The sequence below is a fragment of the Streptomyces sp. NPDC093149 genome, from assembly GCF_044754145.1.
Classification (GTDB): domain Bacteria; phylum Actinomycetota; class Actinomycetes; order Streptomycetales; family Streptomycetaceae; genus Streptomyces.
This window is the reverse complement of record NZ_JBIVON010000002.1, coordinates 222,211-242,990: the sequence shown is the minus strand read 5'-3', so window position 1 is coordinate 242,990 and position 20,780 is coordinate 222,211. Positions and strand designations below refer to the sequence as shown.

Annotated in this window: 21 protein-coding genes; 6 read left to right on the top strand and 15 right to left on the bottom strand. The window is 72.1% G+C overall.

The window, feature by feature from the left end; all coding sequences use genetic code 11:
- Positions 1-45 precede the first annotated feature (45 nt).
- The 8 genes from ACIQCZ_RS07660 to ACIQCZ_RS07625 all read right to left on the bottom strand — a co-directional run bounded on the left by ACIQCZ_RS07660 (position 46) and on the right by ACIQCZ_RS07625 (position 8,509).
- On the bottom strand, positions 46-843 hold the full coding sequence (locus tag ACIQCZ_RS07660; RefSeq protein ID WP_402280522.1) for an ABC transporter permease: 798 nt from the start codon (positions 841-843) through the stop codon (positions 46-48).
- Positions 830-1,858 carry a 2-aminoethylphosphonate ABC transporter permease subunit gene (locus tag ACIQCZ_RS07655; protein WP_402280520.1) on the bottom strand — a complete coding sequence of 343 codons (1,029 nt, stop codon included), beginning with the start codon at positions 1,856-1,858 and terminating at the stop codon, positions 830-832. The genes ACIQCZ_RS07660 and ACIQCZ_RS07655 overlap by 14 nt, the downstream gene beginning before the upstream one ends.
- An 85-nt stretch (positions 1,859-1,943) precedes the next feature.
- Positions 1,944-3,044, bottom strand: a complete 1,101-nt coding sequence (locus tag ACIQCZ_RS07650; RefSeq protein ID WP_402280518.1) for an ABC transporter ATP-binding protein — start codon at positions 3,042-3,044, stop codon at positions 1,944-1,946.
- On the bottom strand, positions 3,041-3,766 hold the full coding sequence (locus tag ACIQCZ_RS07645; protein WP_402280517.1) for a phosphonatase-like hydrolase: 726 nt from the start codon (positions 3,764-3,766) through the stop codon (positions 3,041-3,043). Before ACIQCZ_RS07645 ends, ACIQCZ_RS07650 begins: the two co-directional genes overlap by 4 nt.
- A complete protein-coding gene (locus ACIQCZ_RS07640) occupies positions 3,763-4,887 on the bottom strand; it encodes a TIGR03364 family FAD-dependent oxidoreductase (protein WP_402280515.1) in 1,125 nt (374 codons plus the stop codon). Before ACIQCZ_RS07640 ends, ACIQCZ_RS07645 begins: the two co-directional genes overlap by 4 nt.
- A 141-nt stretch (positions 4,888-5,028) precedes the next feature.
- Positions 5,029-5,799, bottom strand: coding sequence for a GntR family transcriptional regulator (locus ACIQCZ_RS07635; RefSeq protein ID WP_351073320.1), 771 nt, complete (start codon positions 5,797-5,799; stop codon positions 5,029-5,031).
- 73 nt (positions 5,800-5,872) lie between these two features.
- The gene (locus ACIQCZ_RS07630; RefSeq protein ID WP_402280512.1) at positions 5,873-7,072 is read right to left on the bottom strand and encodes a hypothetical protein; all 1,200 of its coding nucleotides are present in this window, start codon (positions 7,070-7,072) and stop codon (positions 5,873-5,875) included.
- Positions 7,073-7,345: 273 nt separating this feature from the next.
- On the bottom strand, positions 7,346-8,509 hold the full coding sequence (locus ACIQCZ_RS07625; RefSeq protein WP_402280510.1) for an ROK family protein: 1,164 nt from the start codon (positions 8,507-8,509) through the stop codon (positions 7,346-7,348).
- Between the two features lie 56 nt (positions 8,510-8,565).
- On the opposite strand from ACIQCZ_RS07625, the gene ACIQCZ_RS07620 reads away from it, so the two are divergent.
- Positions 8,566-9,720, top strand: a complete 1,155-nt coding sequence (locus tag ACIQCZ_RS07620; protein ID WP_402280508.1) for a Gfo/Idh/MocA family oxidoreductase — start codon at positions 8,566-8,568, stop codon at positions 9,718-9,720.
- On the top strand, positions 9,717-10,196 hold the full coding sequence (locus tag ACIQCZ_RS07615) for a heme-degrading domain-containing protein (protein WP_351073328.1): 480 nt from the start codon (positions 9,717-9,719) through the stop codon (positions 10,194-10,196). The genes ACIQCZ_RS07620 and ACIQCZ_RS07615 overlap by 4 nt, the downstream gene beginning before the upstream one ends.
- A 51-nt stretch (positions 10,197-10,247) precedes the next feature.
- Here ACIQCZ_RS07615 and ACIQCZ_RS07610 read toward each other — a convergent pair whose 3' ends face one another.
- From ACIQCZ_RS07610 to ACIQCZ_RS07595, 4 genes are all read right to left on the bottom strand, one after another.
- Positions 10,248-11,108 (bottom strand): fumarylacetoacetate hydrolase family protein, encoded by an 861-nt coding sequence (locus tag ACIQCZ_RS07610; RefSeq protein ID WP_402280506.1) that lies wholly within the window; start codon positions 11,106-11,108, stop codon positions 10,248-10,250.
- Positions 11,109-11,244: 136 nt separating this feature from the next.
- Positions 11,245-12,015 carry a YidC/Oxa1 family membrane protein insertase gene (locus ACIQCZ_RS07605; RefSeq protein ID WP_402280505.1) on the bottom strand — a complete coding sequence of 257 codons (771 nt, stop codon included), beginning with the start codon at positions 12,013-12,015 and terminating at the stop codon, positions 11,245-11,247.
- Between the two features lie 92 nt (positions 12,016-12,107).
- Positions 12,108-12,440, bottom strand: coding sequence for a DUF6412 domain-containing protein (locus tag ACIQCZ_RS07600; protein ID WP_402280504.1), 333 nt, complete (start codon positions 12,438-12,440; stop codon positions 12,108-12,110).
- Positions 12,441-12,556: 116 nt separating this feature from the next.
- Positions 12,557-13,087: a winged helix-turn-helix transcriptional regulator gene (locus tag ACIQCZ_RS07595; protein ID WP_402280502.1), complete on the bottom strand. Its 531-nt coding sequence runs from the start codon at positions 13,085-13,087 to the stop codon at positions 12,557-12,559.
- Positions 13,088-13,279: 192 nt separating this feature from the next.
- Here ACIQCZ_RS07595 and ACIQCZ_RS07590 point away from each other — a divergent pair, with 192 nt between their 5' ends.
- Positions 13,280-14,776 (top strand): MFS transporter, encoded by a 1,497-nt coding sequence (locus ACIQCZ_RS07590; RefSeq protein WP_402280500.1) that lies wholly within the window; start codon positions 13,280-13,282, stop codon positions 14,774-14,776.
- On the opposite strand, the gene ACIQCZ_RS07585 is transcribed toward ACIQCZ_RS07590, so the two are convergent.
- The 3 genes from ACIQCZ_RS07585 to ACIQCZ_RS07575 all read right to left on the bottom strand — a co-directional run bounded on the left by ACIQCZ_RS07585 (position 14,745) and on the right by ACIQCZ_RS07575 (position 17,296).
- On the bottom strand, positions 14,745-16,280 hold the full coding sequence (locus ACIQCZ_RS07585) for a sodium:solute symporter (RefSeq protein WP_402280499.1): 1,536 nt from the start codon (positions 16,278-16,280) through the stop codon (positions 14,745-14,747). The genes ACIQCZ_RS07590 and ACIQCZ_RS07585 overlap by 32 nt on opposite strands.
- Positions 16,277-16,435 carry a DUF3311 domain-containing protein gene (locus ACIQCZ_RS07580; RefSeq protein WP_389732798.1) on the bottom strand — a complete coding sequence of 53 codons (159 nt, stop codon included), beginning with the start codon at positions 16,433-16,435 and terminating at the stop codon, positions 16,277-16,279. The genes ACIQCZ_RS07585 and ACIQCZ_RS07580 overlap by 4 nt, the downstream gene beginning before the upstream one ends.
- 78 nt (positions 16,436-16,513) lie before the next feature.
- On the bottom strand, positions 16,514-17,296 hold the full coding sequence (locus ACIQCZ_RS07575; RefSeq protein WP_402280497.1) for a class E sortase: 783 nt from the start codon (positions 17,294-17,296) through the stop codon (positions 16,514-16,516).
- 108 nt (positions 17,297-17,404) lie between these two features.
- On the opposite strand from ACIQCZ_RS07575, the gene ACIQCZ_RS07570 reads away from it, so the two are divergent.
- From ACIQCZ_RS07570 to ACIQCZ_RS07560, 3 genes are all read left to right on the top strand, one after another.
- Positions 17,405-18,406, top strand: a complete 1,002-nt coding sequence (locus ACIQCZ_RS07570) for an SEC-C metal-binding domain-containing protein (RefSeq protein ID WP_402280496.1) — start codon at positions 17,405-17,407, stop codon at positions 18,404-18,406.
- A gap of 183 nt (positions 18,407-18,589) precedes the next feature.
- Entirely contained in the window at positions 18,590-19,084 is a 495-nt protein-coding gene (locus tag ACIQCZ_RS07565; RefSeq protein ID WP_402280494.1) for a GNAT family N-acetyltransferase, read from the top strand.
- A 132-nt stretch (positions 19,085-19,216) separates the two neighbouring features.
- Positions 19,217-20,746, top strand: coding sequence for an ATP-binding protein (locus tag ACIQCZ_RS07560; protein ID WP_402280493.1), 1,530 nt, complete (start codon positions 19,217-19,219; stop codon positions 20,744-20,746).
- Positions 20,747-20,780 lie beyond the last annotated feature (34 nt).

The window sequence follows — 20,780 nt, the reverse complement described above, 5'->3', positions numbered from 1 at the left end:
AGTCGGCCGGGAGCCGGCCGGAGTCAGTACGGGAGTGTCGGCGGATCAGCGGAACGAGGCCCTGGTGCGGATCCGGGAGACGCCGAGCAGCACGAGCAGCGTCGTTCCCATCAGGACCACGGCGACGGCCGCTCCGGTGAAGAGCGAGCCGCGGTCGGTGGCCGCGAAGATCTGCACCGGGAGCGGTGTCCAGTCCGGCGGGTAGAGCATCATCGTGGCGCTCAGCTCACCCATGGACAGCGCGAAGCAGAGCCCCGCCGCCGCCGTGAGGGACGGCAGCAGGAGCGGCAGCTTGATGCGCCACAGGACGTACGAGGGTCGGGCACCGAGACTGGCCGCCGCCTGTTCGTACATCGGGTCGAGACGTACTGTCGCCGCCGAAACCGACGAATAGGCGAACGCCGTGACAAGAATCGTGTGCGCCAGGATCACGATCCAGCTCGTCCCGTTCAGCAGTATCGGCGGTTTGCTGAAGGCGACGAGCACGGCGAGGCCCACGACGACGGACGGCACGGCGACCGGCAGCATGAACAGCGCGTCGAGGAACCTTCTGCCGCGGCTGCGCAGCGAGGCGGCGGCCAGGGCGGCCCAGGAACCGACGGTGAGGGCGAGCAGACTGGCGCTGACGGCGGTGATCAGGCTGGTGGTCAGGGCCTGCAGGGAGTCGCCGCCGGTCGCGGCCGCGTAATGCCCGGTGGTCGGCCCCGAGGGGAAGGCGCCGGACCAGTTGGTGGTGAACGACGCGGCCAGAACGACCAGCAGCGGCACCGCGAACAGGGGAACGAAGAGCACGAAGAACACGGCCCAGGCGGCCCACTTCCCCGTACGGCTATGCACCAACACGGCGGCTCACCATCCGATACAGGCTGTAGAGACCCACGGAGATCGCGATGTTGACGACTGCGACGACACAGGCCGCCGGGTAGTCGGACTCCAGGATCGCCTTGCTGTAGACGAGCATCGGCAGGGTCGTGACCCCTTTCGCGCCGGTGAACAGCACGATGCCGAACTCGTTGAGACACATCACGAGGACGAGGCTGCCGCCCGCCGCGAGCGCGGGGACCGCCTCGGGGAGGATCACCTGCCGCACGATCCGGGCCGGCTTCGCGCCCAGCGAGGACGCCACCTCCAGCTGCGCGCTGTCGAGCTGGGAGAACGCGGCGAGCAGTGGGCGCATCACGAACGGGGTGAAGTAGGTGATCTCGGCGAGCAGGACGCCCCACGGGGTGGTGAGGAAGTCGAAGGGGCCGTTCGACGCCCCGGTGACGTCCGTCCAGAGGCCGTTGGCCATGCCGACGCTGCCGTAGATGAACAGCAGGGCGAGCGTGATCAGGAACGACGGGAAGGAGAGGAAGACGTCGATGAACTTGGCGACCGCCTTGCCGCCGGGGAACGGTACGAACGCGATGACCATGGCCAGGACGAAGCCCAGCACCAGGCATCCGACGGTCGAGCCGGCCGCCAGCCAGACGGTGGTCGTCAGCGCGGAGCGGAACGACTCGGAGGCGAACACCTCGCCGTACGGGGCGAGCGAGGTGCCGCCCTCGTCCGGGCCGAAGGACTGCTGGACGACGAGAGCCAGCGGGTAGAGGAAGACGAGCGCGAGGACGGCGACGGGCGGCAGCGCCCAGACGAAGCGGGGGATGCGGCGGGCCTCGCGGGCCGGGGCCTGCGGGCCGGCCGCCGGGGGCGTCGCCCCGTACGGGCCGGTCCCGCTGCCGCCGGTGCGCCGGCGGGGCGCCTTCGCCGCCGTGATGCCGGGCGTGACGGGGTGCGCGGTGCCGGGGCCTCTCGTTTGGATCACGCCGGGCTCGCGGGGTTCGGTGCCGCGCCTCGCCGCGTTGTCGTCGGTCGCCATGGCTCCGCCGTTCCTCCCTCCTCCGCCTTGCGATCCACAGCACCGAACCCCGCTCCCTGATCCGGCCTGATCCGAACGAAAGACCCTAGCCATCGGCCCCTCCTCCGGCTCCCGGCGCCGCACCCACGGGGAGCAGTACCGCGTCCTCGGCCGCGAAGTGCAGCGTGACCTTGTCCCCGAGCGCCGGGGTCTCGCGCAGTTCGCGGAGGTCCGCCTTGACCCGGTGCCCGTCGATGTCGACGTACAGCCGGTGCGTGGAGCCCCGCCACTGGACCTCGGCGATGGTGCCGCTCAGCGCGTTGGGCCCGTCGCCGAGCCCGACCAGGTGGGGCCGGACGCACAGCGTGGCGGTGGCACCGCCGGGCACTTCGCCGGTCGGTACGTCGAGCGCGCGCCCCGCGAAGTCGACGGTGTCGGCGCCGTCGGCGACGGTGACCGGCAGCAGATTGGCGTTGCCGACGAACGACGCCGTGAACTCGGTACGCGGACGGCGGTACAGCTCCTGCGGGGTGCCGCAGTCCTGCAGCCGCGCCTTGTCCATGACCGCGATCCGGTCGGCGAGGGTGAGTGCCTCGACCTGGTCGTGGGTGACGTACAGGATGGAGACGTCCGGCAGCTCCCGGTGCAGTCGCGCCAGTTCGGCGAGCATTCCGGAGCGCAGCTGGGCGTCGAGCGCGGAGAGCGGCTCGTCCAGCAGGAGAACGCCGGGGCGGATGGCCAGCGCGCGGGCGATGGCGACGCGCTGCTGCTGGCCGCCGGAGAGTTCGCGCGGGTAGCGCTCGGCGTAGCCGGCCATGCCGACGAGTTCGAGCGCCTCGGCGACCCGCTCGGGGATCTCCGCCTTGGCGGCCTTGCGGGCCTTGAGCCCGAAGGCGACGTTGTCCCGGACCCGCATGTGCGGGAAGAGGGCGTACTGCTGGACGACCATGCCGATGCCGCGCCTGTGCGGCGGCAGGCCGGTGACGTCGCGGTCGCCGAGGTACACCCGGCCGGAGACGGGCTGGACGAATCCGGCGACGGCGCGCAGGGCGGTGGTCTTGCCCGACCCGGAGGGCCCGAGCAGCGCCATGACCTCGCCGGGTTCGACGGCCAGATCGAGCCGGTCGAGGACGGTGTTCTTGCCGTACGCGACGCTGACCTGGTCGAACCTGATGCCGCTGCGGACGGCGTCGGCCCCGCCCGTCATGCCTCTGCCCGCGCGATCAGGTCCGGGAGCTCGGCGACCGAGCCGAGCACATGTGTGGCGCCGTGACGGGTCAACCGGTCCTTGTCGTGGGCGCCGGTGAGCACACCCGCGACGATCCCGGCCCCGGAGCGCACGCCGCTGAGCATGTCGTACGAGGTGTCGCCCGCGACCACGATCCGCTGGACACCGTCGACGGCGCCGGTGCGCAGGAACGCGGCGAGGACCATGTCGGGGTAGGGGCGGCCGCGACCGCCCGCGTCGGCCGGACAGAGGGTCAGGGCGACCAGGTCCTGCCAGCCGAGCGCGGCCAGGATGGCGTCCTGGGTGGTGCGGGCGAAACCGGTGGACAGGACCACGGTCCGGCCCTCGGCCTTGAGCCTTTCGATGGCCTCGCGGGCGCCCGGTACCGGCGCGATCCGGCCGCCGCCCACCAGCTCCCCGTACGCCTCCTCGAAGGCGGTGTTGGCCCGCTGGGCCCGGTCCTCGTCGCCGAAGAGGTGACGGAAGACGGAGATCTTGGACTCGCCCATGGTGGCGCGCACGTGGTCGAGCTTCTCCGCGTGGTCGGCGGAGCCCGGCTCCACGCCGAGGCGCTCGGCCGCGACGGAGAACGCCTGCTCGACGAGACCGCCGTCGGCGACGGTGGTGCCGGCCATGTCGAGGACGATCAGGTTCAGCCTGTCGGTGGTGTTCGACGTGTAGGTGTTGCTCAACTTCTTCACCAGCCCAGTTCGTTGGCGGTCGTTTCGGCGATGGCGGGCGAGCAGGTCATGCCGCGCCCGCCCGGACCGGTGACCAGCCAGACGCCGTCCCGCACCTGCCGGCGGTGGACGACACGGCTGGTGTCGGTGCACTGGGCGTAGACGCCGGCCCAGCGGTGGCGGATCCTCGGCAGCGGGCGGCCGAGGAAGGACTCGACGACTCCGGTGAGGTGCTCGTACGGCTCCTCGACGGTGTCGAAGGAGAAGGGGTGCTCGTACTCGTGGGTGTCGCCGATGGTCAGTCCGCCGTCGCGGCGCTGGACCATCAGGAGCTGCATCCTGTGCTGTGCGGCGGTGGGCTCCTGCGCCTGTTCGGCGTTGAGGGTGTCCAGCGCCTCGCTGCGGTACGCCGGGTAGTAGCGGAAGCTGTCGGCGTCGGCGACGGAGGTGGTGAGCCGCTCGCCGAGCGGGTCGGTCTGCATCATCTGGAGCCGGACGCGGCGCACCGGCAGATCGGGGCCGGCCAGTTCGCGTACGAGTCCGCCGAGCCAGGCTCCGGTGGCCAGGATCACGGCGTCACCGGTGTGGACATCGCCGTGGTCGTCGCGGACGGAGGCGGTGCCCACCACCTCGCGGACCTCGCGCCCGCCGAGGTACGTATACCGGCCCGACTTCAACAGCTCTCGCTTGAGGGCCAGTTGGGCGGTGCGCGGCTCGACCGCGGCGTCCCGCTCGCACCACAGGGCGGCGGTGAATCCGCCGCGCAGCGCGGGGTTGATCGCACGGGCCTCGTCGGCGGTGAGCAGCTTGTAGCCGCGGGCCGCCGCGTCGGAGCGGGCGACGGCCGCCTCGGCCACGGCGATCTCCGGTCCGGTGCGGAGCGGGGTGAGCGAGCCGCAGGCCCGGAAGCCGAGATCGGGGACCCGGGCCCCGATGCCCTCCCACAGTTCACGGGCGCGCAGGGCGGTCTCCAGTTCCTCGCCACCGGCCCGGCCGCTGACCCATATCTGTCCGAAATTGCGGAGCGATGCCCCGCGCGCCTCGCTCTCTCGCTCGATCTGTACGACCTCGTGGCCGCGGTTCACTGCGTGCCAGGCGTGCATGGTTCCCACCACGCCGGCTCCTACGACGATGACTCTCACGGCGGCCACGCTCCTCGGGGCCGGTGACCCGTACGGATCGGTGCGGCAACGGGAGGGTGAACTGGGCCCCAAACTTGGACTAGACCCGTTATATTCTCGTTATCAAAATAAGTCGGCCGACCACCGTCGCCCCGGGGTCGTTCAGCGCCCGTCCTGCGCGCCCAGGTGCGCGGTGAAGGAGAACCTGTCCCCGCGGAAGAGGGTCCGTACGCGCTCCAGCGGCTCGCCGTCGGTGTCGCGCGAGATCCGGTGGATCAGCAGCATGGGCAGCGCGGGCGGTGTACCGATGAGCAGCGCCTCGCGCGGCGTCGCGAGCACGGTCTCGATCCGCTCGTCCGCGTCGCCGAAGGAGATCCCGAGCCGGTCGCGCAGATGGGCGTAGAAGGACGAGTCGGGGTCGAACCCCGTGTCCAGATCCGGTACGCGGGCGACGGAGACGTAGGTGCTCTCCAGGCCGACCCGGTCGTCGTCGGCGAGCAGCACCCGCTCCAGGTGCCAGACCGGTTCGCCGCGCGCCACCCCGATATCGGCGGCCAGCGCCTCGGGGCAGGGGAACCGCTCCAGACCGATGAGGCGGCGGCCGGGGGTACGGCCCTGGCGGCGCACGCCCTCCGTGTAGCTCGCCAGCGAGAGCGGCTGCTCCAGCTTGGGGCCCGCGACCACGGTGCCGCGCCCCTGGCGGGCGAGCCGCCCCTCCAGCAGCAGTTCGCGCAGCGCCTGGCGCACCGTCTCGCGCGAGACCTCGTAGCGCTCGGCGAGATCGCGCTCGGTGGGCAGCATGCCACCTTCACCCAACTCCTCTATGAGGAGGGAGACATGAGCCTTGACCGCGTAGTACTTGGGGATGCGGCCGTGCTCCGGGATGCCGGAGCGGATGGGTGCGCCAGGTGTCTGGTCGTGCGGGTAGTCCACGCGCCCGATGGTGGCAGACGGACATGAACACGCGTGAACGGCCGATGGCGTGAAGGCGGCGGGAAAGGGCGGTTCAGCGGCGGGGGCGGCGCGGACGGCGGGTCCGGAGCACCATGGCCCCGCCGCCGATCAGGAACCCGGCGACGGTGATGCCGGCGTACGCAACGGCGTCCGAGCCGGTCGCGGCCAGCTCGGGCAGACCGCTCTCCCCCGGGGCCCGGCCGGGCCGGACCGGCCGCGGGGTCTCGCCGCCACCGACGGTCCGGGACCCGTCGGGCGCGGCGTCACGCGGGGTGTCGCGGGGGGTGTGGGCGGTGTCCTTGGTTCCGCCGACGTCCGCGGGCTCGCCGACGTCCCCGGTTCCGGCGATGCCCCCGGGCTCATCGGGCTCATCGGTCCCGCCGCCGTCGTCGACGACGGTGAACGGGTAGTCGCCGGTCTCACCGACCCAGGCCCCGTCGTCCTTCCCGGACGTGCCGCTCGCCCCGTGCTGCCGCTGGACGATCGCGGCGTTGGCGGTGATCCGTCCCGGGCTGGTGTCGGAGGTGAACGCCATCCGGACCTCGACGGTGACGGTTGCGCCCGCGGGGACGGTGAAGCCCTCGAAGGTGTCGCCGTCGTCGCCGAAGACGCCGATCTGCTCGTCCTGGTCGCTGGTCTCCCAGCTGACCCGGTGCTCCACCTCGGGACGGGTCTGTTCGGAGAACTTCAGCTGGATCTGGCCGGAGGTCAGCTTGCGGTCCCCGTCGGTGAGGACCAGCACCGGATGGATGGCCCGGCACGGCTCGGTGGTGGTGTTGGTCAGGTCCAGGTACCAGGTCCCGTAGCCGCCGCCGGACGCGTAGGTGTCCGGGCCGCCGCGGATACGGGCGCTGATCGGGAACTCGCTCGCCGCCGGATCGCCGCAGGCGGACGGCTGGCCGGCGGTGGCGGCCTCCGGCTTCGAGACCGGGGCGGCCGAGGACGCCGCGGCGGCCGGAGCGGCGGACGCGCCGCCGAGAACGGCGGGAACCACGCTCGCCGCCGCCAGCCCGAGCGCCAGCCCGTGCCGCGTCCGCCCGGGGAGCGGCGACACGCGCAGGGGCGGCGAGGGAGGCCGCGCGGAGGCGGTGGACACGGGGATGGACGCCCCGCCGGGGAGCGGGAGGGACACGGGGCTCGCCATGGGGAGGGACGCGATGCCGGACGTGAAGGGCGATACGGCGTCGGCCGCGCGGCCCGTCCCGGAGCCGGCCGGGGAGGGCGTGGCGGACGGGGGTGGTGTGGAGGGCATGCGGGGATCACCCTTCGCGGCTCGCGGGACGGTCGGCTGGGAGAGCGCTGAAGACCTTGGCCGGACCTGGGAGCGGCGGCCGACGCGTACAACCACAAGGCGCCGGAGCCGTGCGTGCCGACCGCCACGGGTCCGGCCAAGATCCTCAGCACCCGCCCAGCCTTTGTGTGCCGGAGTTCACCGGTCCTGGACGGCGACGCTGCCACGCACGCGCGAGGCGACCGGCACCGACATGCCGGTGGATCGGCCGGCCGGCCGCCGGGCACCGCTCGATCAGCCCAGCCGCGCGCCGCGCTCGCCCGTGTCCGCGCTCCCGACCCGTCCGAACAGCGGGGCCAGAACCAGTTGTGCGGCTCCCTCCGCGACCGGCCGGTCCCCTCCTCGTGCGGCGGTGACCGGCACCGGCGCGTCGGGGCCGCCCCGGCGGGCGCGCTCGTCGATCACGGCGCGGACGCCCCGTACGTACGGCTCGGGATCGGCGGCGACGGTACGGCCGCCGAGCACCACCCGGTCGATGTCGAGCAGCCCGACGAGATTGGCGGCGCCGGTGCCCAGCACCCGGGCGGCCTCCGCGACGTCGCCGCGGGCGACGGCGGCGAGACAGAGCGCCTCGATGCAGCCCCGCCCGCCGCAGCCGCACACCGGGCCGTCCAGCTGGACGGTCTGGTGCCCGAACTCACCGGCCCCGGTACGGGCCCCGCGGTGCAGCGCCCCGCCGAGGACCAGCCCGGCGCCGAGCCCCGTCCCGAGGTGCAGATAGGCGAAATCGCCCGTGCCGGCCGCGCGCAGGGCGAGCCCCAGGGCGGCGGCGTTGGTGTCCTTGTCGACGTCGACGGGCAGCCCGGTCCTCGCGGCGAGCGCGTCCCGCAGCGGATACCCGTCCCACTGCGGGAACCCGGTGACGCGGTGCAGCACCCCGCCCCGGTGGTCGAGCGGCCCCGGCACCGCCACGCCGACCCCGAGCACCGGCCGGTCCGTGGTCGACACGCCCCTGCCCCGCTCGGCCGTCCCCGCACCCGCGCCGCGCACCGCCGCGACCGCGTCCGCCGCCGCCGTGAGGACCTCGTCCGCCGGGGCGCCGAAGTCCAGTGGGGCGGTGCGGCTCGCGGCGACCGCGCCGGCCAGGTCGACGAGCACCACCGTCAGCCCGTCACGGTCGAGGTGCAGACCGACCGCGTACCCGGCGTCCGGCACCAGCCGCAGCACGGTGCGCGGCTTGCCGCCGGTGGAGGCCCGGTGGCCCGCCTCGGCCACCAGGCCGTCGGCCCGCAGCCGGGCGGTGATCTTGCTGACGGCCTGCGGTGTGAGCCCGGTGCGCTCGGCGAGTTCGAGCCTGCTGATACCGGGCTCGCCCGCCACCCGCAGCAGATCCAGCAGCAGCGCCGCGTTGTGGCTGCGCAGCGTCGGCAGGTTCGCGCCGCTATTACTCCTGTTCACCGCACCATTGTCCCTGTCGCTTGCACTTCGGCAACAGCGTTGCTTAAGTGACATGCATGACTGGCAACGCGACTCACGAGACGCCCGGACTGCCCGGGACCCCCCTGCGCGTCGGGCTCGTCGGCTACGGCCTGGCGGGTTCCGTCTTCCACGCCCCGCTGATCGCCGCGACCGAGGGCCTCGTCCTCGACACGGTCGTCACGTCGAACGAGGAGCGGCGGGCGCAGGCGCGCGCCGAGTTCCCCGGCGTGCGTTTCGCCGCGTCGCCCGAGGAGCTGTGGGACCGCGCGGACGCACTCGATCTCATCGTGATCGCCTCGCCGAACAGGACCCATGTCCCGATCGCGACCGCCGCGCTCAGGGCGGGTCTGCCGGTCGTCGTGGACAAGCCGGTCGCCGGTACGGCCGCCGAGGCGCGGGAGCTCGCGGCCCTCGCCGAGGAGCGCGGGCTGCTGCTCTCGGTCTTCCAGAACCGCCGCTGGGACAACGACTTCCTCACGCTCGCCCGGCTGATCGCGGACGGCGAGCTGGGGGACGTCCAGCGCTTCGAGTCCCGTTTCGAGCGGTGGCGCCCGCAGCCGAAGGGCGGCTGGCGCGAGTCGGGCGATCCGCAGGAGATCGGCGGACTGCTGTACGACCTGGGCAGCCATGTCGTCGATCAGGCGCTCGTGCTGTTCGGACCGGCGGTACGGGTGTACGCGGAGTCCGACGTACGCCGCCCCGGCGCCGCCGCCGACGACGACACGTTTCTCGCGATCACCCATGCGAACGGGGTCCGCTCGCATCTGTACGTCAGCGCCACCGCGGCCCAGCTCGGTCCGCGCTTCCGGGTGCTCGGTTCGAACGCCGGCTATGTGAAGTACGGCCTCGACCCGCAGGAGGCCGCCCTGCGCGCGGGAGCGCGTCCGACGCCGGGAGGTCCGTGGGGCGAGGAGCCCGAGACGCTGTGGGGCAGGATCGGTTCGGGCGAGTCCCCGCTGACGGGCGGCGGCGCCCCGATCCGCACGCAGCCGGGCGACTACCCCGCGTACTACGCGGCGGTCACCGACGCGCTGCGCGGAAGGGGTGACAATCCAGTGACCGCTCTGCAGGCCGCGGCGGCCCTGGACGTCCTGGAGGCCGCCCGCCGCTCGGCCCGCGAGGGCGTCACCGTGACCCTGCCAGCCGCACCCCCGTCCGCCTCCGCCGACAACGAGGAGCAGCCCGTATGAACCCCACCGCTCCGACCATCTCCGAGCTCATCGCCCAGGAGCGCCGACTGACGCTGCCGCACTTCAGCTACGACGACGCCTACGCGCTCGGCGGCCTGCTCGTCGCGATGGCCCGGGAGAGGCACGCCCCGATCGCGATCGACATCCGCCGCGGCGCACAGCAGCTCTTCCACGCCGCGCTGCCGGGATCGAGCGCCGACAACGACGCCTGGATCGACCGCAAGCGCAAGGTCGTGGAACGGTTCGGCGAGAGCTCCTACCTGGTGGGAACCCGGTTCCGGGCGAAGGGGACGACGTTCGACGACGCCTCGCGCCTGGACCCCGGCACGTACGCCGCGCACGGCGGTTCGTTCCCGATCGCGGTCGAGGGCGCGGGCGTCATCGGCTCGGTCACGGTCTCGGGCCTGCCCCAGGCGGAGGACCACGCCCTGGTGGTCGAGGCGCTGGAACAGTTCGCGACGACGATCGGCGCATGACGCGAAGGAGGGGTGGGGCGCCACCGACGCGACACCCCACCCCTCCGATCTTTAGGCGTCCTTCAGTTCCTGGCGCTGCCGCCCCAGCCCCGTGACCTCCAGCTCCACGACATCCCCGGCCCTCAGATACGGCTTGGGCTCGGGCTGCCCCATCGCGACCCCCGCAGGCGTCCCGGTGTTGATCACATCGCCGGGGTACAGGGTCATGAAGTGGCTGAGGTAGCGGACCACTTCGCCCACCGGGAAGATCTGGTCGGCCGTGGTGCCGTCCTGCTTCAGCTCACCGTTGACCCAGAGCTTCAGCGGCAGCGCCTGCGGGTCGGCGATCTCGTCCGCCGTGACCAGCCACGGCCCCAGCGGATTGAACGTCTCGCAGTTCTTGCCCTTGTCCCAGGTGCCGCCGCGCTCGATCTGGAACTCGCGCTCGGAGACGTCGTGCGCGGTCGCGTATCCGGCGACGTGCGCGAGTCCCTCCTCGGCGGACTCCAGGTATCGGGCGGTGCGCCCGATGACGACGGCGAGCTCGACCTCCCAGTCGGTCTTGACGCTGCCGCGCGGCACCAGCACCGTGTCGTGCGGCCCGACGACGGTGTCCGGCGCCTTGAAGAACAGGATCGGCTCGGTGGGAATCTCCGCACCGGTCTCGGTGGCGTGGTCGTGGTAGTTCAGCCCGATGCACACGATCTTGCCGATCCGGGCGAGCGGCGGCCCGACCCGCAGTCCCCCGGCATCGAGCGCGGGCAGCTCTCCGGGCGCGGCCGCGGCGGCCCGCACCCGGGCGAGCGCGGACTCGTCGGCGAGCAGCGCACTGTCGATGTCGGCGACGATTCCCGACAGGTCACGCAGGGTTCCGTCCCGGTCCAGCAGCGCCGGCCGTTCCGCACCTGCCGTTCCCACACGAAGCAGCTTCAACGGTCTTTCTCCCCTTGGTAGAGATCGGGCCCGTCGGATGGGTGGCGGCCACCGCAGGCTTGTCCGATCGTCCAAGACATCCGATCACTCCGCAAGACCCTGTTCACACACTGGACCGGCGCACTCGCCGCCCCGGTCACGCAGCGGTGGCCACGGCGGTGCCCGCGGCCGGCATGTCGCGGTAGAGGACGGCCCGCTCGACTGCGGTCCAGGTGGTGCTGGTGACGACGTACAGGGCGGCGGCGAGCGGCACGACGGAGACGGTGAAGAGGGTGGCGAAGGACATCAGCGGCATCAGCTTTGTCATCGCGCCCATGCCCGGCACCGGCTGTCCGTCGGGGCCGGTGGCCGGGGTGACCGGGTTGGCGGCCATCTGCCGCTTCGTACGCCGGAAGTTGAACGTGGCCACGACGGCGACGATCGCGAACAGGCCGAGGTAGACCATGCCCTGCGCCCCGAACGGCCCGCCGTGCGCGAGCGCGTCCTGCCAGCGCTCGCCGAGCGGGGCGCCGAAGAGCTGGTGGCCGAGCAGCTCGTTGGGGTCGCCGTCGATCGTCCGGCTGGAGAAGAGGTGGTAGAGGAGGAAGAAGGCGGGCATCTGCAGAAGGCTCGGCAGGCAGCCGGAGAGCGGCGAGACGTTCTCCGCCTTGTGCAGTTCCATCAGCGCCTTCTGCATGCGCTCGGGGTTCTTGCCGTGCTTCTTGCGCAGCTCGGCGATCTGCGGCTGGAGCCTGGTGCGGGCTTTCTGTCCGCGCGCAGCGGCCCGCGACAACGGGTGCACGGCGAGCCGCACGAGCGCCGTGAACAGCACGATCGCGGCGGCGGCGGACGCGGTCTGGAAGAGCGGGTGCAGCACATCGGCCAGGCCACCGACCAGGCCGGCGAATGCGGACATGAAGACGGACATGGGTGAGCCCTCCGGGGGTCTCGTCGTGCCGGGAAGAAGAACGAACTCGGCATGACGGACCGCGAGGGGGGTGCTCGCTGCTGCGTGAGCCCCTACGCGGCCGTCGGGAGGGCGCGGCCGGGGGCTCGGGGGCGTCGGCGCCCCTTGGCGTCAGGATCTCGCTGCGGCAGGAACGCGGTGCGTTTCTCCCGGTCGCGGATGGCCGTACGGACCCGGGTGCGGGGCACGGGGACGGCGCAACGGGCGCTGATGACGGAGGCGGCGACGAGCGCGGAGCCGGCGGCGGCCGTGGCGGCGAGCGCGACGGCGGCGGGGAGGCTGCCGCCCTCGGCGAGGAGCACTTCGGTGACGAAGAAGATCAGCAGTCCGGCGGGGCGGAGCAGCCGGGCGAGGGCGCCGCGCAGACGCTTCGTGTCACCGCTCATCGGCCCCTCCCTTCTTCCCCTTCGCGGCCGGACGGCCGGCCCACACGCTTCTCGCGCAGGTGTGCGTTCGGCTCTCCAGCCGTTATACACGATGAGTCCGGCGCACTCGTCCGCGCTCAGGGGCGTCCGGTGTCCAGAGGTCGCAGCAGCCGGTGCGGCACCAGCAGGGCACGGCCGACCGGATCGGCAGGGTCCGGATCGAGTCCTTCGCCCGGCCGCATCTCGACGTCCCCGGGCGGTACGGGCAGCGCGCAGGCCGGGCATTCGCCGTACGCGCCCAGTTCCGTACCGCAGGAGACGTGGACGAAGACGCGCATCCGCCGGGTGCCGGGGAGGTGGTCGCGCCCCCACGCCCCGAGGGTACGGACGACCGGCCAGAGGGCTTCGCCGCTGGCGGTGAGGACGTACTCGTCGCGCGGCGGCGACTCCTGGTAGCGGCGTTTCTCCATGACTCCGGCCTCTATGAGGGACTGGAGCCGGGTGGCCAGCACCGCGCGGGGCATGCCGAGGTGGGCCAGGAAGTCGTTGTAACGGCGTACGCCGAAGAAGGCGTCGCGGACCACCAGCAGCGTCCAGCGCTCCCCGACCACCTCCAGCGCGCGGGCCATCGAGCACTGCTGCGCCGCGTAGTCCTTGCCGAGAGCCATGGCGACCACTTTACCCCGCGACAGTTCAATGAACGAACCTGCCGTGCTAGCGTCGGCACGGACGCATGAGTTCAATGACCGAACCTTGGACCCTCTCTTCCTCGTCGAACGGACCGCCCGGACCGGTCCCGGTCCCGGTTCCACAGCAGCCCGTCAGCCCCCTCCGCAGCCCACAGTCCCTGGAGCGAAGCCATGGCACAGCCCGTACGCCCCGGTCCCCCGCAGCCCTCTGCCGCGCGGGAGACACCCGAGACGCACCGGAGCCGTGATGCCCCGCCCCAGCCCCTGACCCGCCCCCCGACGGCCACCGTCGCCACCGACCCCCTCACCCGCCGCCGTGCCGCCCTCCGCCCCGGCGCCACGCTCGCGACCACCGCGGCCGCCACCGCCGTCGCGCTGATGAACTACACGGCGCCGATGACGACCGTCCCCGGCATCTCCGCCGCCCTCGCCACCCCCGTGTCCGGCCGGGCCTGGCTGCTCAACGGCGCCCCGCTCGGTCTCGCGGTCTTCCTCCTGATCGTCGGCAGCCTCGCCGACGACTACGGCCGCCGTCGGCTCTTCCTCATAGGCACCCTCGCCCTCGGCGTCACCACCGGCCTCGGCGCCCTCGCGACCACCACCGTCGCCTTCACCCTGGCGCGCGTGGCCCAGGGCGCGGCGAGCGCCGCGATCCTCGCGGCCAGCCTCGGCCTGCTGGTCGGCGCGTTCCCCGCCGGGGCGGCCAGGATCAGGGCGACCGGGATCTGGGGCGCGTTCGTCAGCGCGGGCATCGCGCTCGGCCCGCTGCTCGCGGGCTCGCTCGGCTCCGTCGACTGGCGGCTCCCGTACGCCGTGCTCGCGCTCGCGGCCCTGCTCACGGGCGTGTTCGCGTTCCGTACGCTCGAAGAGTCCCGGGCGCCACGCGGTGGCCGCCCCGATCTGGCGGGGGCCGCGGCGCTGGGCCTCGCGATGACGGCGCTGCTGGCCGCGCTGACGCTCGGCCGGGACGGCTGGCTGCGCGCGCCCATCGGTCTGCTGCTGCTCGCCGCGCTGGCCCTGACCGCCGGATTCGTCGCGGTGGAGCGCCGGGCCGCGGCGCCGCTGATCGATCTGTCGCTGCTGCGCAGCCGCCTGTTCCTGGCGTCGTCGGCCGGCGGGCTGTTCACCGGCCTGTCGGTGATCGGTCTGTTCAGCTGTCTGCCGACGCTGCTCCAGCAGGCCCTGGGAATGTCGGCGCTGGGGACGGCCTGGCTGTTCCTGCTCTGGTCCGGTACGTCGTTCGTGGTGGCGTTGCAGGCGCGGCGGCTCGCGGGCCGGGTCGCGGCCCGGCACCAGCTGGCCGTGGGCTTCGTCCTGCACGCGGTGGCGGTGCTGTCGCTGCTGGGCACCCTGGACACGGCGGGCACCGCGCACATCGGCGCGTCGCTGTGGCTGCGGCTGCTGCTCGCTCTGGTCGTGGCCGGCATCGGCAGCGGACTGCTCAACGCGGCGCTGCCGCGTCTGGCGGTCGAGTCGGTGCCGCCCGAACGGGCGGCGATGGGTTCGGGCGCGAACAACACCGCCCGGTACATCGGCTCGTCGGCGGGCGTGGCCCTGACGATCGCGATCGCCGCGACGGGCTCGGGCGCGAACGGCGCGCTGTTGCTGTCGGTCGCCCTGGCCCTGGTGGCGACGGTCAGTGTCCTGTTCCTGCGCGAGCGCCGCTGATCTCCTGCCCGTCCTCCTCGGTGCCGATCTCGTCGCGCGCGAGCACGTCGTCGTCCGGCCGGTCGTCGCGTTCGCGCGGCCCGGCGTACGTCACGGCGAGCGCGACGACGAGGTTGGCGGCGAGCGCCACGATGCCCGCGTTCACCCCCCACAACGGATCGTGCTCCGTGAACACGAACCCGCACACCAGGCCCACCCCGACGACCAGCCCGCTCATCGCCCCGAGCAGGGTCAACCGCCGCCACATCAGCCCCAGCAGCACCATGGGGAGCAGCTGCGCCATCCCCTCGTACGAGATGAGGGAGAGTCGCACGAGGGTGTTCGGCGCGGTGTACGTGAGCACGAGCGCGATCACCCCCGCGACCACCACGACCGTCTGTGCGGCGCCCTTCTGCCGCCGCTCCCACCGCGGCACGAGCGAGAGCACGCTGCGCCCCCACATCGTGCCGATGACCAGCATGAAGACGGCCATCGGCACGATCGACGAGAGCGCGGCGGCCACACCGATGATGCCGACCGTCCAGGCCGGCAGGGAGTCCACGACGAGCTTGAAGAGGGCCAGGTTGGACTCGGCGCCGACGAGCCCCGGCACGACGAAGAGAGCCGCCATGCCGAGCAGCATCGGCACGAAGAGCAGCACGTTGTAGGCGGGCAGCAGCATCGCGTTGCGGCGCAGCACGTCGGCGTTCTTCGCGCCGAGGTAGCCGGCGACGGTCGTCGGGAAGATCACCACGGTGAGGGAGTTGAGGAACGAGGTGGTGATGAACCACGCCTGGCCGAGCCCGCTGTCCCCGTGCCCCGGGAACGTCAGCCACTCGCTCTTCTCGGTGACGAGCCGGTCGAGGAAGGGCCCGTATCCGTCGAAGTAGTGCAGCGGGACGTAGAAGGCGAGGAAGCCGAGCGTGGCGATCACGAGGACGTCCTTGAGGACGGACACCCACGCGCTGCCGCGCAGCCCGCTCACCACGACGAAGCCGGTGGTGACGGCGAAGGCTATGAAGTACGCCCAGTTCAGGCTGATGGCACCGTAGGAGATGGTCGAGACGACCACGCCCATGCCGGTGATCTGGAGCTGGATGTACGGCAGCAGGAAGACGGTGGCGAGGACGGCGACCAGCGCGCCGAGCCAGGGCCGCCCGAAGCGGTGCGCCACCATGTCGGTGATCCCGACCAGTCCGTGCTTGCGCGCGTACGCCCAGAGCATCGGCCCGACGACATAGCCGACGGCGTAGCCGCAGGACATGTACGCCACCACGTAGAGCACCGGCGCCCCGTAGTTGTAGCCCCATCCCGCGGCGCCCAGGTAGCTGAAGCTGGTGTAGCCCTCACCGGCCATCAGCACCCAGATGAACACGGTCCCGAGGCTGCGTCCGCCCACGGACCACTCCGCGAGCCCGCCACCGCCCCCGCTCCCGCTCCGCCGCCCGCGCATCGCGAGCAGCCCGAGGGCGACGGTGGCGGCCATGAAGACCCCGAAGACGGAGGTCGCGATCGTGGCGTTCACCGGCGGTCCCCCCGTCGGGTCAGCCATACGGCGACGGGGGTCAGCAGCGTCGCGCCGAGCAGCCACACGAAGAGGAACGGCAGTCCGAGAACCACGGGACGGACCCGGTTCACGAACGGCAGCGCCCCCAGGTACAGCGCGTAGGGAACCAGCAACCACAACAGATGCGGACGTCTTCTGAGCACGTCAGGGAACCTTACGGCCTGGTGCACGAGGGCGAGCGGGCTGCACCGCTACCGCGCCCGGACATCCGTCAGCCTCCCCCATACGACAAGCCGGTATCGGGAGGTGAATTCGGGCGTGCACGTAGTGAGCGTCACATAGGAGCCGGCCGCGGTGTAGCCGGGGTACGGCTTCACGTTGCTGCGCGGGACGGCCGCGATGACACCGCCGTCGCGCGCACTGGTCTGCCCGAGCGTCCGGTCGACGGTGTACGTGTAGACGGCGTCCCGCGTCTCGATGTCGATCCGGTCCCCGCGCCGCAGCCGGTTGATGTACCGGAAGGGCTCGCCGTGCGTGTTGCGGTGCCCGGCGAGCGCGAAGTTCCCCGCCCGGCCGGGCTGCGCGGTGCCCGGGTAGTGCCCGACGTACCCCTTGTCGAGCACCCCGCGCTTGCTGATGCCCTGGGCGACGGGGGCGGCGAGCCCGAGCCGCGGGATGCGGATGACGGCGTACGCCTGATCCCGGCGGGGTCCGGTGGGTACGGTGTGTCCCGCGGACGAACGGCCACCGGAGACCCCGGGGCCGGACCCGCCGCGGCCCCCCGCACCGTCGCCGTCCCCCTGCGACTGCCCCTCGTTCCCTTCTTGCCCCGCTTTCTCCCGTTCCGGCTCCGCCCACTCCCGTTGAAGGGCCCGCACCTCGTGCCGGGCGTCGGCGCGGGCCTGCCGGTTGGTCCACCACAGCTGATGAACAACGAGCAACAACAGGACGACGCCGAGGGTGACCACCACCTCGGCACCCGTCCAGAGCCCGCGCGCGGCGGCCCTGCGCCCTCGCGAGTTCCGCTGTGTCACAACCGGTATCCGCTCCCGCACGGCCCGCACGATAGGGCCATGTCCCCCAACTCTCCAGAGCCGGAACCGCCCTCCGTGCAGGTGCCGTACAGCAGTACGGTGTGATTCATGCGCCCCGACACGCCTGCCGACCACACCACCGAAGCCGAGCGCCTGCTGCGCACCGCGGCGCAGTATCCGGAGGACCGTGAGCCGCTGCTCCTCCAGGCCGCGGCCCACCTGGAGCTCGCCGGCGACCGCGCCCGCGCCACCACCCTCTACGACGAACTGCTCGCCTCCCCCGACCTCGAACACCCGCACCTGGTGAAGGCCCTGAACGCGGCCAACCTGTGGGAGTACGGCCACGAGGCCGAGGCCCGCGCGATCCTCGACGGCATCCGCGCCGCGGGCCCGCTCGACCCCGCGCCGTGGGAGATCGCGGCCGAGACTCTCGAATCGCACGACGAGCTGACCGCGGCCCACGACTGCTTCACGACCGCGCTGACCCTCCTCCTGACGCCGGGCGAGGAGGTCCCGTACGCCACGCAGTCGCTGCTGATCGGCCGCCACCGTGTGCGCAGGCTGATGGGCACCGACCACGACGTCTGGGACGAACTGGCAGACACCCTCCACACCGCCGCCGTCCCGCTGGACGAATTGCACGACCCGAAGCGCCTGTGGGCGCTGGGCTCCTCGGACCCGGGCGAGCTCCGGGCCGAGATCACCCGCATCCGCGCCGAACTGGGCACGTACCGCACCGCGCTGTCCCGCCCGTTCCCGGTGGCGGTGCTGCACTGGCCGGCCGCCGAGCTCGACGAACTCCTCACCGCGTACCCGAACCTGCGCAGCGAGTACCCCTCCCATCCCGACCACCTGGCCCGTCTGGAGGCCGCACTCCGCGACCTCCACCACGCGGGCACCCCGAACCTCGGCATCGTGACCGGCACGGTCCCGTCGTACGAGGCCTTCGCCGCCTCGGAGGCCACGTCCCCGGCCGACCCGGACCTCCTCCCCCAGTACGCCACCACCCTCGCCGCCCGCGGCCGGGCGACCCCCTGGCCCCCGGCCCGCAACGCGGCGTGCTGGTGCGGCTCGGGCCGGACGTACCGGGAGTGCCACGGCACGGACTGAACCGACGGCACGGAGGGCGGCCCCGGCCCGGCCGGGGCCGTTCCCGTACCGCACGGCCACCCACCCATGACCTCGCGTGCGAACGTGACACATCGGGCCCCGACTGTCACGTCACGACGACGGGGGTGGCGGCCCCCGGAATCTCGATGGCCCCGTCATGCCGCCGATCCGTAGGGTGCAGCCATGCCCGACCTCCAGCGTCTCCACCCCGACCACGCCCCGGCCCTGCTCGCGTTCGAGCAGGAGAACCGCACGTTCTTCGCCGCATCGGTCCCGGACCGCGGCGACGACTACTTCACGAACTTCGACGCCCGCCTCGCGGCCCTCCTCGCCGAACAGGCCACGGGTGACTGCCACTTCCACGTCCTGGTGGACGACCAGGGTGTGATCCTGGGCCGCTTCAACCTGGTCGACGCGGCGAACGGCTCCGCCGAACTCGGCTACCGGGTAGCCGAAAAGGCCACCGGCCGAGGCCTGGCCACCGCCACCGTCCGCCACCTCTGCACCCTGGCGGCCGAGGAGTACGGCCTGACCACACTGCGGGCCGCAACCACACACGACAACCCGGCCTCACAGGCGGTCCTGAGCCGAACGGGGTTCGTCCCCACCGGAGAAGAAGTCCAGCTGGAGGGATACCCGGGGCTCGCTTACGTACGGAGTACGGCGGGCGAGGTCTGAGAAGCCGCCAGGGGTTTTGTCAATCGGACCTCCCCCTGTCGCACCTTTGCAATATCATCACATTCCAACTAGCCGTCTCAGGGCCACGCCTCTGCATGCAGGTCTCAGCTCTGTGTGCTCGAGGAAGTTCACATGGCGCCCTATCAGCCGTCCGCCGACTGGCAGTTCGAGATCCCGACCTCCGGCAGCAAGCAACTACCTCCCGCTGCACGCTATGTCGAATCTCTGACACACCAGGGCTACGGCTTCGAGGCGGCCATCGCGGATCTCGTCGACAACTCCATCGACGCCGGCGCTCGCAACGTCGTGGTGAGCTTCCTCCGGGACGAGGAACGGCTCGTCAGCCTGCTCGTCCTCGACGACGGATGCGGCATGAACGACGAGGCCCTGGACACGGCCATGACGGTCGGCGGCCGTGAGGGCTACTCCGAAACGGCACTCGGTCACTTCGGTGCGGGGCTCAAGGCCGCGTCCCTCTCCCACGCCGACTCGCTCACCGTCATCAGCCGTACGAAGCGCAGCCCGTCGACCGGCCGCCGCTGGCTGACCGCGCGCGCCCAGGCCGACTTCACGTGCGACATCGTCGACCCGGGCTACTGCCAGGACCTCGTCGACCGCTACGACGGGCTGATCGAGTGGCACGGCACGATCGTCCGCTGGGACCGGGTCCGCGCCTTCGACACCGTCACCACCGGTCAGGCCGACCGTTTCCTCAACGACGCGATCGAGAAGCTGGAGACTCATCTCGGACTCCATCTGCACCGCTTCCTCACCTGCGACGACTTCAACATCGACATCGTCGTCGAGGACGTACGCACCAGGGAGGAGCTGGACCACCGCGGTGTAGAGCCGATCGACCCGTTCGGCTATCGGGTATCCGGCCGGGCCGGGTATCCCCGTACGTACACCGCGCCGGTCGAGGGCGTCGGTGAAGTGGCGCTGACCGCCCATATCTGGCCGCCGAAGTCACCGCTGGTCAGCTTCCGCGGCATCGGACCGCTCGCCGAACGCCAGGGTTTCTACATCTACCGCAACGACCGTCTCGTCCAAGCGGGCGGCTGGAACAGCACCCGCAGCGCGGAGGGTCACCTCGCTCTCGCCCGGATCGCCGTCGACCTGCCGAACGAGTCGAACGACGTCTTCAGCCTCACGGTGAAGAAGGACGGCGTCACCGTCACCCCCGCATTCGCACGCGGTCTGGAAAAGGCCACGGACGGGGCCGACCACACCTTCGGCGCGTACGTCCAGGAAGCGGAGACGGCGTACCGGGAAGCCGCCCGGCGCGCCACCGAGCCGCAACGCAAGGCCGTCCTCCCGGCAGGCAAGGGCATCGACCCGAAGCTGAGGCGCACGCTGCGCGACGAGCTGCCCGAGCTGGAGGGCGAGGACCCGATCTCCTTCCGCTGGGACGCGCTGCCGTCGGACGTGTTCTTCGAACTCGACCGCGAGGGACGGGAAGTGCGGCTCAACAAGGAGTACCGGCAGGTCTTCAACGGGGGCCGCCGCGGCGGGCTCAACGACGCGCCGGTGGTGAAGAGCATGCTCTACCTCTTGGTCAACGAGATCTTCCAGAAGGAGCGGGTCAGGGCCGTCCACACTGACAACGTCGCCCTGTGGAACAGCGTCCTGGTGACGGCGGCGCGCTGCGAACTCGCGCGCTGAACCACCGGACCGCCGCCCCGCCCCGTACGAGAAA

What these genes read in the sequence shown, in the direction of transcription:
- ACIQCZ_RS07655 (WP_402280520.1), bottom strand. Translation starts at nt 1,858, where the DNA reads ATGGCGACCGACGACAACGCGGCGAGGCGCGGCACCGAACCCCGCGAG.
- ACIQCZ_RS07650 (WP_402280518.1), bottom strand. Translation starts at nt 3,044, where the DNA reads ATGACGGGCGGGGCCGACGCCGTCCGCAGCGGCATCAGGTTCGACCAG.
- ACIQCZ_RS07630 (WP_402280512.1), bottom strand. Translation starts at nt 7,072, where the DNA reads ATGCCCTCCACACCACCCCCGTCCGCCACGCCCTCCCCGGCCGGCTCC.
- ACIQCZ_RS07620 (WP_402280508.1), top strand. Translation starts at nt 8,566, where the DNA reads ATGACTGGCAACGCGACTCACGAGACGCCCGGACTGCCCGGGACCCCC.
- ACIQCZ_RS07615 (WP_351073328.1), top strand. Translation starts at nt 9,717, where the DNA reads ATGAACCCCACCGCTCCGACCATCTCCGAGCTCATCGCCCAGGAGCGC.
- ACIQCZ_RS07605 (WP_402280505.1), bottom strand. Translation starts at nt 12,015, where the DNA reads ATGTCCGTCTTCATGTCCGCATTCGCCGGCCTGGTCGGTGGCCTGGCC.
- ACIQCZ_RS07600 (WP_402280504.1), bottom strand. Translation starts at nt 12,440, where the DNA reads ATGAGCGGTGACACGAAGCGTCTGCGCGGCGCCCTCGCCCGGCTGCTC.
- ACIQCZ_RS07595 (WP_402280502.1), bottom strand. Translation starts at nt 13,087, where the DNA reads ATGGCTCTCGGCAAGGACTACGCGGCGCAGCAGTGCTCGATGGCCCGC.
- ACIQCZ_RS07590 (WP_402280500.1), top strand. Translation starts at nt 13,280, where the DNA reads ATGGCACAGCCCGTACGCCCCGGTCCCCCGCAGCCCTCTGCCGCGCGG.
- ACIQCZ_RS07570 (WP_402280496.1), top strand. Translation starts at nt 17,405, where the DNA reads ATGCGCCCCGACACGCCTGCCGACCACACCACCGAAGCCGAGCGCCTG.
- ACIQCZ_RS07565 (WP_402280494.1), top strand. Translation starts at nt 18,590, where the DNA reads ATGCCCGACCTCCAGCGTCTCCACCCCGACCACGCCCCGGCCCTGCTC.
- ACIQCZ_RS07560 (WP_402280493.1), top strand. Translation starts at nt 19,217, where the DNA reads ATGGCGCCCTATCAGCCGTCCGCCGACTGGCAGTTCGAGATCCCGACC.